Source organism: Thiomicrorhabdus hydrogeniphila, assembly GCF_054656895.1.
On sequence record NZ_BAAHXL010000001.1, the window covers coordinates 2,082,443 to 2,094,993 of the forward strand.

Consider the following 12,551-nt stretch of genomic DNA (forward strand, 5'->3'; position numbering starts at 1 on the left):
ACAACGTCATTTCTGTATGGAACAAGCGACATTAATCGCCAAGTAGAACAAGTACAAACGTTAAAGAAAGTAGAATTTGAGTATTTTGATATTTGATTTGTGAGGGGAAAAAGAAAAAAGTGGGTCTATAAGCCGGGTTCTGTACTCTTGCGAGCGACAACCATTCATCTGGACTAAACATCACTGCTAGCCTCAAGCAACCTACCCGAAAACTCCTGCGAGCAGCAGGTTGTAACAAGCAAGCTTGCTACGGTGTTTTCCTATTTGGTCTTGCACCGGATTGGGTTTTCACTGCCACTTTTGTTACCAAAAGCGCGGTGCGCTCTTACCGCACCATTTCAACCTTACCTGTTCACGCAAGCGTGTCATCGGCGGTATATTTTCTGCTGCACTGTCCGTCAGCTCTCACTGCCCAGCCGTTAGCTGGAATCCTGCTCTATGGTGCCCGGACTTTCCTCCGAAGAGTAAACTCTTCCGCGGTTGTCCGACCCACTTTTTAGATTGCGTATAGTACAGTAATGTTCTACAAAAGGCGAATTAAGAATTTAGCTAAATATAAACTAAAAATCATACCCTTTATTCATGGTTTTTTGTTTTAAAGAATATCTAATCAAGTCCAACAATACCGGCTCTCGGTACAATCGTTAGGCCAGAAATAACAATCATTACAAAGACTATCCTCAGGCTTGACCAAAAGTTATTCGTTACCAGGCCTGTAAAAAATTATCAAATTAATTCCGATACCACCAATAAACACTCTATTAAGATACGTTATAGAACTAATGGATTTCAATTGCCGTTTGTGCAAGCTCTTTAGCTAGTTTATTTCTAAAACGAAATGGTACTTTTTGATTAATCATAATGGCAAAAGGTAAAAATTTTTGTTGTTTTTGCACATAGCCCGCCAAAGTGCTTACGCCAATTAATGTACCTGACTTTGCATACACGCTGGTTTCTATTTGCGGTAGCAAGTTCTTCCACGGTGTAAAGGCTTCTAAAACATCCACCAGCTGACTTGGGGCTAATTGATTATTTCTAGAAAGCCCTGCTCCATCTTCTATATGAAATTTTTGCCAATGAAACTGTTTTGAAAGTAAAGCTTGATACGCTTTCTGCACTTTTTGCTGTGTAGCGGGTGCGCCATACATTTCTGCCCCTATATTTAATGCGAGTTGATTCGCAATAAAATTGGTTGAATATTTCATCATGGGTTTAATAATTTCGGCCAAATCTTTACTATTTAAATGGGTATAGATTTTTTTTGGAGGTTTAGCTGCATCTTGATCTACGTTTGCAAAAGAAACCTGTTTGCCCACCGTAATGTTATTTTGATGTAAAAATTCCCCTAACAATTCAGCAAAATAACGTTCATTTAACTGTGCGTCATTACCTAAATTAACACGTTTGTTATTGGATTTTGTATACCCTTTAATCGTTTTTGCTATTTTTAAACCCGATGCTGTTAAAGGGGTTTGTGGCTCGGCAGATGTTAATCTTTGACCCTTTTTATGAATATAAATACTATTGAAATTAGCGGCTATTGCAGCTGGAATAGCATCATAAGGGTTATCCGTTTCGCCTGTACCAGGCATTACCAGGCCTGGTAAATAATAACTCGCGTCTAATTGAATACCTGCCAATTGAGTCACGTTCAATTTAGAGAGTTTAGCGGCTAAGTTTTTAGCTAATATTTGCAGTTCTTCTGACACCAGAAAAGGGTCACCGTAGCCTTTCACAATTAATATAGGCAATGCATTAACTTGTTGTTTAAGGTAAAACTCGGTTTTAAATCGGTGTTTTTCGCCCCAATGTTGCAAACTTAATAAAGCAGTAATCAGTTTTGTAGTAGATGCAGGTACAAAAAATTGCTGGGCATTTTTAGCGTCTAAAAGTTGATAATTTTCATCAACAAATAAAAAACCTGCATCATTAAGCTGGGCAAAATGTTGCCAATTTGGGCCATCTAAAGTTACTGGTTTTTGCTGATGATTATCTTGTTGATGATTATAAAGTGTATTAACGTCAGTAGTCTGAGCGGCACTGGCCAAATTTACAGACATAGCAAGTAATAACCCCATTAAAACAATACGTTGTCTTATAAAGGTATTTGCAACATTAAGGCCAATCTGTTTATTCATAATTTCTAAGGTACTCAACTTAATATTAATATACTTAAATTTAACTTACTTAAAACGCAATCTATTAAAACGCAATCGTTATTGTACAACCACAACCTCTATAACAGTAATGAGATTCCCTTAAGTCCTTTATAATTGAGACCTTTGCACGAGACCATGAACACATAAAAACAGCTATAATCCTCTATCTTCAAGCTAAAAAATCCGCCCAATAACTCGTTATTATGCGTATTTTTTAGCCTAAATCTAAAGAATTCTATCTTGTTTTTCTTGTGCCCCTGTCCCGTGCAAAGGTCTCAATTGTTTTTTTGTTTTTGGTTTACACTATATTGCAGTGTTCAACAAACTTAAAAAGACTTAATGCTCTTCCCTAATTTAACCCAAGTTAACCATTTATATTTATGACCCTTTTACAAACTACACCAATATGCATAGCCACAAACGATTTAGCAAAAGCAAAGTTGTTAAGCCAAGAATTATCTTTAAAACTGTGTGACGATATTTCACATGCGGAACAGTGGTTAGATTGGGTAAACAGTAAAAAAGATCCAACGTTAAAACTGTCGCTATGCTCTCATCATCAAGGCCCGGTATCTATTGATTTTTTGGCTGGTAAAAAAGCACATCGTCAACAATTTGGAGGGGGTAAAGGGCAACCTTTGGTTAGAGCGATGGGGCAAATTAATAATAATGAAATAAGTCGCTTACCCACGGTTATTGATGCAACCGCAGGTATGGGTGGTGATAGCTATGTTTTAGCGAGCTTAGGTTTTAAGGTGCTGATGTTAGAACGGTCGCCTATTGTTTCTGCTTTATTAAAAGATGCCTTAGAGCGAGCCCAACAAACTATTCAAGATAACATTGAAGAGTATTCAACTGATATTTGCCAAAGCATCGCTAACTTATCGCTTTGTAACGCCGACAGTGCGCAATATTTACTTGAACAAAAGCCTGATATTGAAGTGATTTATATGGATCCAATGTATCCAGAAAAAAAGAAAAAAGCGGCCGCCAAAAAAGAGATGCAAGCGTTACAACAATTAGTTGGCCCAGATACAGACAGTGAAACGTTGCTGGTTGCGGCACTTAAAACAGCAAAATACCGCGTGGTTGTTAAACGCCCTAAAGGGGCAACTCCCGTATATTGTCCATTAAATGATATTAAACCAACCACTGAAATTAGTAGCCCCAACACCCGTTACGATGTGTACGTTATTTCAGCCTTAAAGGCTTCGGGCAAACTTTAGATAAAAGAGTGTCAGTGTAAACTTCTTTTATTTTAGTTCCAGCACTCTTTGATAAATGGCTTTTTTCTTTTCGCCTGTTATTCCGGCAATTATTTCTGAAATTTGTTTTACAGGCAAAGACTGTTTAAGCATAATTTGAATCATTTTATCGGTTTCTACCATCGCGGCAGAATCAGAACCACTTTTAGGTTCTGCACCGGCCAACATCAAGACAAATTCCCCTCTCACTTTATCGCTATTTTCGGTAAAAAAAGCAATAACATCTTGTAAAGAGCCAGATACAAACTGTTCAAACTTTTTAGTAAGTTCTCTAGCCACCACAATCTCGCGCTGTTCACCAAATGCTTGTTGCATATTTTGCAGGCAATCCATTAATCGATGCGGTGATTCATAAAATACTAAGGTACGTGTTTCGTTAATTAATGCTTCTAAAGCCAATAAACGCTTACTTGATCTCGCTGGCAAAAAACCTTCATAAGTAAAACGGTCTGTGGGTAAACCTGCCGCACATAATGCGGTAATAACCGCACTTGGTCCAGGTATTGGCACAACATTTACTCCTTCCTCACGCAAGCGTTTTACCAAATAATAACCTGGGTCATTAATTAAAGGTGTACCCGCATCTGAAATCAAAGCACCGCTTTCACCATTTAATAACTTTACTAAAAGTTGTTCTGTACGCTGTGCTTCATTATGCTCATGCAAACTTAGCAAGTGTTGGTTAATACCCAAGGAATTCAATAAAGGTTTACTGTGCCGTGTATCTTCTGCTGCTACCCAATCAACCTTTTCTAAGGTTTCAACGGCACGACGTGTAATATCGCTTAAGTTTCCAATAGGCGTTGCAATAACATAAAGTGTGCCTGACATTGTGTGGTTTGCCGTTTGATTCATATTAACCTTTAAATTTGAGCTTTAATGAGCTTTATTGAACATTGTATTAAGTGCATTTAATATTGTTGTCATGTTTTAATCTACTGTTTTCACAGCTGCGTTTTATAATGAATTTTAGACACAAAATTAAGAATACGTTTTATACTTTAAAATCATGTTAATCGCTAACCGAGTTTACTCAGACTAAAGGTGGTTATTAAGATATAATTCACAACAATAATCCATAATTAAGTTATTTTAAAACAAAATGATAAAGACCTCGCCTTTTTACATCGCCAAGCCACTTAAAGTAATTACCGTTACAGCCATGTTAATGGCCCTTGCTGCTTGCAGCACACAGCCTAACAAACCGATGAGTCCATCGCAACCAAAGTCAGTAGACGCAACAACACAAGAGACTTTATCTGTTATTAGCACTCAAAATTTAAGTGTAAATGAAATTGAAAAGCTTCGTAATCAAGCCTCAAACAACGGTCTTTGGGCTGAATATTTGGTGTATACCACTCAACTATGGCACAAACAGGCGAATAAGCCAGAAATTCAATCGCGATTAGAAGACCAGGCCTGGACAATTGTAAGTTCACTGTCCTCTTATAATTTACAAAAAATTGCTCAAAGTTCAAATCCAGACGTACAAGCTTGGAGTGATTTATACAACACGATTAATGCCTCACAGTACGACTATCCAATAGCGCTATTAAACGTAAATACCTTTGATAAAGACGCAATTTTTCATAAAAACTTATTAGCCAAATTAATTGCCCAGCGACCACAACAAGGGCAAATTAAACAAGTTGCTGTTTTACTCCCATTTGAAGGTCGTTATAAAGTCGTAGGTAATCAAATTCGTAGCGGCATAATGAAGGCCTTTTTTGCTTCAAACCAAAACGTAACTCTAAAATTTTACGATACCAGTAATCTTGAAGAAGTTGAGTCGGTTTATAACCTAGCCAAAGAAGAAGGTGCCGATCGAATCATTGGCCCTTTACGTAAAGAAGCCATACAGCAAATCGCTAGTTTTCAAGACGATACCATCTTAGCGTTAAATACGGTTGAGAACAGTTCTATTACACAGTTTAGTTTTAAATCTTCAGACCAAAGCCTGCAAATGCTTAAACGTTTTCAAAAATCAGGTTTTAAACGTATTGGTATTTTAAGCAATGACAACCAACGCTCTTTAAGCAAGGCGCAAGAATTGCAGTACGTTTTAAACCAAGCTAATAACTATACCGAGCTGAGTGTCTACCCTGACCTAAAACCAAGATTACGTGATGCATTAGGCACATTAATTCATGAAAAAGACAGCAAAGAACGTCAAAACAATCTACGTTGGTTGCTGGGCCAAAAACTGAAATTTTTCCCCCGTACGCGTGAAGACTTAGATGCCATAGTTGTCTTTGATAACGCTCACCGTATGGCGGTATTTAGACCACAGTTTGATTTCTTTGAACTCAATACTCCGTTATACGGTGATGCAGAATTGTCGCCAACCAATTTTCAAGAGATTGCCGTTAATCGTGATTTAAATAAGGTTAGTTTTTTAACCTATCCAGCTGTATTAGACCCTGCCGACTTAACCTCTGCATTTGAGGCTTATGGTTGGGATAGTTTTCAAGTCACAATGGAACTAAAAAACCTGCAAAATGGCGGTTGTTTAACTAGCGGAAAAACAGGCGTATTAAGTTTAGATGGCAACCAAATTAAACAAAACCTAGTTTGGGCCAAATACAATAGAACAGGAACTTTAGAAGAAGCACCGCCTGTCGATATCAAAATCATGGATCAACAAAACAATTCAAAAAGAGATTCAGATTCAGACCTTGATACGGAATAAACTAGATACAGAATACATCTGATACCGTTCACCTCTAAACCGAGATGCAATATGTCAAAACTAACCAGTTGGTTCTCAATCGGGCATCAAAAAGAACAACAAGCTAAACACTGGTTAGTTGCACAAGGGTTTAAAATACTCGCTGAAAACTACCACTGCAAAGGTGGAGAAATTGATTTAATTGCCCTGCAAGAAACCCACAACCAAGAACCACAACTTATCTTCTTTGAAGTTAAATACCGCAAGCAAACCACCTACGGTCACCCTTCTGAAACGGTCACTACCAAAAAACAACAACACATTATTCTTTGCGCACAAAACTACCTACAAAAACACCCACAATATCAAGAGATGGCCATGCGTTTTGACGTACTTAGTTACACGGCAGAACAAGCAACACCCGAATGGATTGAAAATGCCTTTGAGGCTTTTTAATTGTTTGGATTGAATAGTACGGTATGCATTAAGCGGTAAATAGATGTATACCCTTAAAACAGAAAGACGTCATTATCAACTCAAGCTCGATAATGACGAGGGAAAACGTTAATTATCTGGTTAAGCCCGATAATCCTATAAAAAACTTAGATTATTCAGTCAGGCTCAGTATTGATGACGTGGGGAATTCATTATTAAATGACTAAGTCCCCACGCTTCTCATTCTGCGCCTCGCGACTATTTACTGTATTTCTTTTCTGCCGCAATAATGGTTGGTAAGGTGCTTAAAATTGAATCGGGATTTAAACTCATGGCATCAATCCCTAACTCGACTAAAAACTCAGCAAATTCTGGGTAATCAGATGGTGCTTGACCACATAAACTAATATGTTTGCCATTGCGTTTTGCGCCTTCTATCGCCATTTTTACCATCATTTTCACACCAGGATCACGTTCATCATAATTATAAGCCACCTTGGCTGAATCACGATCTACCCCCAAAACTAATTGGGCTAAATCATTGGTTCCAATTGAGAAACCATCAAAAAATTCAGAGAATTCATCAATCAACAATACATTGTTTGGAATCTCACACATCATATAAATTTTTAAACCATTCGCTCCACGTACCAAACCATTATGCGCTAAGGTATCAATCACCCTTCTCGCTTCTTCAATACGACGACAGAAAGGCACCATAATAATGATGTTTTCAAACCCCATGGTTTCTCGAGCAATTTTTAATGCCGAGCACTCCATAGCAAAACTTTCTTTAAACGAGGCATCGTTATAACGAGCCGCGCCTCTAAAGCCAAGCATTGGATTTTCTTCTTCCAATTCAAATGCCTTACCGCCAATTAAGCTGGCATATTCATTTGATTTAAAATCCGACAATCTCACCACAACCGGTTTAGGGTAAAAGCCTGCGGCTAAAGTGCCAATGCCTTCGGACAATTTACGAATAAAGAATTCTTTACCGCTATTAAAGCCTTCTGTTAATGCTTTGATTTTGGCTCTATCCGCTTCGTTTTCTACCTTTTCTGGCTGTAATAACGCTTGTGGATGAATCTGAATTTTATTGTTAATAATAAATTCCATACGAGCCAATCCCAAACCATCGTTTGGCAGTTTATTCACCCTAAAGGCCATTTCTGGATTGGCTAAATTCATTAAAATTTTGGTTTTAGGTTTTTCAATTCCTGTTAAATCCGTTTCAGTAATTTCAAAAGGCACTTGCCCAGTGTATACATGGCCGTCATCTCCCTCGGCACAACTCACTGTCACCAAGGCATCATTGGCCATCACTTCTGTGGCATTGCCTGTACCCACTACAGCGGGAATACCTAACTCTCTAGAAATAATCGCCGCATGACAAGTACGTCCACCTCGGTTTGTGACTAAGGCAGAGGCTATTTTCATTACGGGTTCCCAGTCTGGCGTGGTAATGTCAGACACCAGTATTTCGCCCGCTTTAAAATCATTTAAGTGTTCAATTGATTCAATCACTCGAACGCGCCCAGAGGCAATTTTAGAGCCTACAGAACGCCCTACGGCTAAACTTTCAGCTGGTTTTTCAGTCAAATGATACTGTTTTAACACCATTGCTGATTGCTGCGAAGCCACCGTTTCTGGACGTGCTTGTACAATAAATAATTCACCTGTAATGCCATCTTTAGCCCACTCAATATCCATAGGTCTATGTTTATTGGCGTGATCACTATAATGTTGTTCAATTTTAAGCGCGTATTCAGCCAGCTTAATGGTTTCGGTATCAGTAATACAAAACTGTTTTTGCTCAGAAATCGCCGTAGGAATATTATGAACAGGCTCTCTTTTATTTTCATCACTGGCATAAACCATCTTAATTTTTTTAGTCCCTAAGTGACGTTTAAAAACACTTCTAAAGCCTTTTTCAAACGTGCCTTTATGCACATAAAATTCATCTGGATCTACCGCTCCTTGCACTACGTTTTCACCCAAACCATAAGCACCTGTAATTAAAATTACATCGTCAAATCCGGTTTCGGTATCAATGGTAAACATAACGCCAGATGCGGCTAAATCAGAACGCACCATAATTTGAACACCAATCGACAAGGCCACTTCAAGATGGTTAAATCCTTGATCACCTCGGTAATGGATTGCTCTATCAGTAAATAAACTAGCAAAACAATGGCGACAAGCGTCTATATAAGAGGCTAAACCAGAAATATTTAAGTAAGTATCTTGTTGACCAGCAAAACTCGCCGTAGGCAAATCTTCTGCGGTAGCCGAACTTCTTACAGCAAGAGAAACGTTGCCACCGTATTCGCTAATCAGTTTTTCATAAGCATTGACCATTTCTTGATACAAGTCATCAGGCAGCTTGGCACCATAAACTAAAGAACGTAATTGCGCCCCACGTTTTTGTAATTCATTGGAATTTTCTGGATCTAAACCATCCAAAATCTGAGTCATTTCAGGCCATAGATTATTGTCAGTCAATATCCAACGATAAGCATCTGCCGTAATAGCAAAGCCATTAGGAATAGGCACGCCTTTAGGTACAAGTTGTTGATACATTTCACCTAAAGAGGCATTTTTACCTCCTACAATAGGAATATCATCAATACCAATTTCATCAAAGAAAAGAACATATTTTACTTTTTCAGAACGACTTTGTTCAGACATAGTCTGCCTCCTTAGAGAAGTGATTACAGTTCAATTAAATACTGTTTTCAAGCTTACCTCGATTAAATACGGAATGCATAACATTTTTGTAATAAAACTATAAACAATACAAATGATTTTTTGCCGATGCTTACACATTCGGGTTGGCCACAGGACATGCCAGGCCTGGTAACCTCCTTAATAATTCGCCCCTCTTTTAAAACTCCTTATTTTTTTAAATAACTACCCTTAAATTCGACTCAATAAAACTCTTTCTTTACATGAGATTCTAAGGATTGTTGCAATGCACGCCACTCGCCAACCCAACAACAAACATGAGTGTAACCAGGAATTTCACGAACGGTTATTTTCTCTATTTCATTTTTTATTGCTTCTTGCACAAACGATTCGGTAATACTTTTTGGAATTATGCGATCTGCACTACCAATAAAATGTACCTGGGGGATACTTTTCAGCTTATGAATCTCATCAATTGGATTAAGCGATTGTGTTAATGGAGATATTTTATGAAAGTGCGTCCATGCGCGATGGTCAAGAGTGCCTGCAACGGTAATAAGCATCTCTATATCTTTTCTTTTTTCAGCCAACAATGTGGCTATAGCGCCTCCACCAGAATAACCAATAAGTCTAATTTTTTTGGTCATCGTCTGCTCTTTAAGCTGCTGAACGGCTTGATTCATAGCCTCAATCACAGGAGTTGAAAACCGTGCCTCTTTCCAAAGTTTGGATTCACAGTTTCTTGAGGTGCTTTCAACAAACTGGCAAGGTCTCGCTAGATATGCCACATTACCACTACTGTCATTTATGGCCAGTTTTAGCGCTAAAGGATTGATAGGGGTTGGGTTATGAGAAGGCACATTCGGTGATATCCAAGCAAGTCCATCACCTTCAATGTAAACGGTAAGCACGTCACTTTTATGGTTGTGTACAACATTTGGTAAAAAAGCGATTAAATCAAAGCGTTTTGTTCTAATAACTTGCTTATGCCATTCATTTTTTTTAACTAAAACATTTGCATAATTTTGTCTTTCAGAAACACTCGGCACGCCTGCACAACCAAGCAATACAGCACAGAAAAAGAATAGACCTAATAAAGGTAGTTGTCGAAAAGTCATGAGAAAATTCATCTTCTAGAAATCTAAACCGAGCTTTGCATAAAATAAGAAGATCAAGGGTAATTTATCGAGACGAATATAAATATAATTATAATATTTATAGGTAACTTTCATTCTTTTATTGCTGAATACAAGCTAGAAACGAGCTTGGCTCTAGAATCAATGTTTATTTTTTGATAAATATTGCTCAAATGGTTCTCAACCGTTTTTTCTGATATTTTTAACGCCTTTGATATATCGGTATTTGAAAACGCTGCGTTAACATAAAAGCAAACCTGCTTCTCTTTTAGCGTCAAATTGCTTAACACACCATTAAAAACTAACATTCTTATGAAATAGACATCTAGAATTTTTTCGATACCAAACAACAAGTCTTTGTATAAAAAAAATGATTTCTGACCCAAGAAATCCCTCATTTTAAAAAGCTCTTTCTTTGACAGTTCGGCTTGTTTGATTTTTTCATCAAAAAAAGGTTCCATATAAATCTCATGACCACCGCTTTCTATAATAGCGCCTAAATATCCATCACATTTCCATGCTTTTTGAAACTGCGATAAAATATGCAAACGAAAAGCTTCCGCTAAATGAGGCAAAAACATTGTTAATTCAGTTTGTTCCTTTTTTGACAAAATGTTATTTTCACTAACTTGTTCAATATCAAAATAATGTCTCGCTCCATGACAACTTATAATCTTTTTATGAAATATTTTATTTGAAGAAATAAATTCTCTATCTTCGGAAAGTATGGGAACAACAGTACTTAAATCGTTTACAACAAATTCAATATTTATCTTCCCTTCACCTTCAAATATTGCAAACCATTTGTTTTTACTTAAATGAATATAATTTTGTTGGGCATCAATTTTCCAAGAAAAGCGACTTAATGGAGTAATATTATTAATAGCATTAATACATGCACGTTGAAATTGCTCTCTACAAGGTGATTGAGAAGCATGATAGAAGGAGGCTATGCACTCACCTAATCTATTAACAGGATTTGGTTCTTTTAATTTTAAGAAGGCCATTTTTAACTCAACCTAGAGTGTTCAAAATTCTGTGTCAACTTATCTGTTAAATCAAAACGGCACAAACAACCAATTGCTTGTGTACGAGACGCTACACCAATCGTCTTATAAATTTCTTTTAGATGATTATGAACCGTATTAGGAGACAAACCTAACTTATTTCCAATCTCTTTATTTGATAAGCCATTAAGAAGTAATTGAGCAATTTCAACTTTGCGCTCGCTAAAAACTTCTATTAAGCTTGCTAAATCAACCTCTACAAAAACTAAACCATTATGGTTTTTGTAACGAAAACTTAGGCCTTTTATTTCTAAAGTATGGTGGTGATGGGCTTCAAAATCAATTAACACTTTAGTCCCTAAAGTAAGCTGTTTAGAACTCAACAATGCTAAAAAACCATCTTCAGCTTCAATAACATTACCATATCGGTCCATTACAGCACGATAAGAACCTGCAAAGTCTACCCCAGAATGTAATGCATTTAAAAGATTGATCCTAAGGGCTTCAATTAAATTTGGAAAGATAAATTCTTTCAAAGACTTTTCTTCCTCAGTAAACCCATGCGCTGGGTTATGCCGTGCAACGGTAATCAGATTCATTACTTGATTAATTGGATTAATATCAACAGTCATCAAAGAGTGATGTAGATTAAATTTATCACAATACAAACGGTACATTTCTGAATCAAACCAATCCTCAGAGGGAACCACATCTAATATATCTAAAGTTTTGCGTTGATTACCCAGAAGCACTGAGAACACCTGATTCACCTGTTCTGATACCGAAGACAAATGATGGTAATCTTCCATAAAACCCTCTGGTAAAGCATATGTAAAACTATCATTTTCGTAAAAAAGAATATCTTTTTCTGAACGTGTAATCCAAGTACCACTCTGAATATCCAACGCATCGGCTAAAAGTTCAAAGCACTGCTTTTTAAAGTCTGAAATACTGGTTTTATATGCCAAGCGGTATATTTTTAAAACCAGTTCATTAGCTTCCTTGTGCACTTTTTAAGTCCTTTTTTATCTCTACACTTTAACCTCCTGTATAAATATAAATAAATGCAAATAAAAATACCACTAAAAAAGGCCATAATATTACGTACACTAGCCAATATCCCCTATATAAAACCTTTCATAATCAAGGGACTTAACAAGTCATGCAAACATAGGCTCCATGTTAATACCCTT

The 12,551-nt window shown here is 37.1% G+C and carries 9 protein-coding genes and 1 other RNA gene; 3 read left to right on the forward strand and 7 right to left on the reverse strand.

Features of this window, described 5'->3' with window-relative positions; genetic code table 11:
• Positions 1–112: 112 nt before the first annotated feature.
• Positions 113–496, reverse strand: an RNA gene (gene rnpB / locus ACYQ0E_RS09450) — RNase P RNA component class A.
• Between the two features lie 283 nt (positions 497–779).
• Positions 780–2,138 (reverse strand): D-alanyl-D-alanine carboxypeptidase/D-alanyl-D-alanine-endopeptidase, encoded by a 1,359-nt coding sequence (locus tag ACYQ0E_RS09455; protein ID WP_460187980.1) that lies wholly within the window; start codon positions 2,136–2,138, stop codon positions 780–782.
• A 401-nt stretch (positions 2,139–2,539) separates the two neighbouring features.
• Between ACYQ0E_RS09455 and ACYQ0E_RS09460 the strand changes: the two genes are divergently transcribed.
• A complete protein-coding gene (locus ACYQ0E_RS09460) occupies positions 2,540–3,385 on the forward strand; it encodes a class I SAM-dependent methyltransferase (RefSeq protein WP_460187981.1) in 846 nt (281 codons plus the stop codon).
• Between the two features lie 27 nt (positions 3,386–3,412).
• Here ACYQ0E_RS09460 and rsmI read toward each other — a convergent pair whose 3' ends face one another.
• Entirely contained in the window at positions 3,413–4,279 is an 867-nt protein-coding gene (gene rsmI, locus ACYQ0E_RS09465) for a 16S rRNA (cytidine(1402)-2'-O)-methyltransferase (protein ID WP_460187982.1), read from the reverse strand.
• 247 nt (positions 4,280–4,526) lie between these two features.
• Here rsmI and ACYQ0E_RS09470 point away from each other — a divergent pair, with 247 nt between their 5' ends.
• Both ACYQ0E_RS09470 and ACYQ0E_RS09475 read left to right on the forward strand, forming a co-directional pair.
• Complete coding sequence (locus tag ACYQ0E_RS09470) at positions 4,527–6,113, forward strand: penicillin-binding protein activator (RefSeq protein WP_460187983.1); 1,587 nt, start codon at positions 4,527–4,529, stop codon at positions 6,111–6,113.
• A gap of 51 nt (positions 6,114–6,164) precedes the next feature.
• Positions 6,165–6,548: a YraN family protein gene (locus ACYQ0E_RS09475; RefSeq protein ID WP_460187984.1), complete on the forward strand. Its 384-nt coding sequence runs from the start codon at positions 6,165–6,167 to the stop codon at positions 6,546–6,548.
• A 237-nt stretch (positions 6,549–6,785) separates the two neighbouring features.
• Here ACYQ0E_RS09475 and ppsA read toward each other — a convergent pair whose 3' ends face one another.
• The 4 genes from ppsA to ACYQ0E_RS09495 all read right to left on the reverse strand — a co-directional run bounded on the left by ppsA (position 6,786) and on the right by ACYQ0E_RS09495 (position 12,368).
• Positions 6,786–9,218, reverse strand: a complete 2,433-nt coding sequence (gene ppsA, locus ACYQ0E_RS09480) for a phosphoenolpyruvate synthase (RefSeq protein ID WP_460187985.1) — start codon at positions 9,216–9,218, stop codon at positions 6,786–6,788.
• 239 nt (positions 9,219–9,457) lie between these two features.
• The gene (locus ACYQ0E_RS09485; RefSeq protein WP_460187986.1) at positions 9,458–10,333 is read right to left on the reverse strand and encodes an alpha/beta hydrolase; all 876 of its coding nucleotides are present in this window, start codon (positions 10,331–10,333) and stop codon (positions 9,458–9,460) included.
• Between the two features lie 110 nt (positions 10,334–10,443).
• Positions 10,444–11,358 (reverse strand): LuxR C-terminal-related transcriptional regulator, encoded by a 915-nt coding sequence (locus ACYQ0E_RS09490; RefSeq protein ID WP_460187987.1) that lies wholly within the window; start codon positions 11,356–11,358, stop codon positions 10,444–10,446.
• A 2-nt stretch (positions 11,359–11,360) separates the two neighbouring features.
• Positions 11,361–12,368, reverse strand: a complete 1,008-nt coding sequence (locus tag ACYQ0E_RS09495; protein WP_460187988.1) for a helix-turn-helix transcriptional regulator — start codon at positions 12,366–12,368, stop codon at positions 11,361–11,363.
• Positions 12,369–12,551: the final 183 nt, after the last annotated feature.

Bases quoted from the DNA above. Each gene is read 5' to 3' on its own strand.
- ACYQ0E_RS09455 (WP_460187980.1), bottom strand. From the start codon at position 2,138: ATGAATAAACAGATTGGCCTTAATGTTGCAAATACCTTTATAAGACAA.
- rsmI (WP_460187982.1), bottom strand. From the start codon at position 4,279: ATGAATCAAACGGCAAACCACACAATGTCAGGCACACTTTATGTTATT.
- ACYQ0E_RS09470 (WP_460187983.1), top strand. From the start codon at position 4,527: ATGATAAAGACCTCGCCTTTTTACATCGCCAAGCCACTTAAAGTAATT.
- ACYQ0E_RS09490 (WP_460187987.1), bottom strand. From the start codon at position 11,358: ATGGCCTTCTTAAAATTAAAAGAACCAAATCCTGTTAATAGATTAGGT.
- ppsA (WP_460187985.1), bottom strand. From the start codon at position 9,218: ATGTCTGAACAAAGTCGTTCTGAAAAAGTAAAATATGTTCTTTTCTTT.
- ACYQ0E_RS09475 (WP_460187984.1), top strand. From the start codon at position 6,165: ATGTCAAAACTAACCAGTTGGTTCTCAATCGGGCATCAAAAAGAACAA.
- ACYQ0E_RS09460 (WP_460187981.1), top strand. From the start codon at position 2,540: ATGACCCTTTTACAAACTACACCAATATGCATAGCCACAAACGATTTA.
- ACYQ0E_RS09485 (WP_460187986.1), bottom strand. From the start codon at position 10,333: ATGACTTTTCGACAACTACCTTTATTAGGTCTATTCTTTTTCTGTGCT.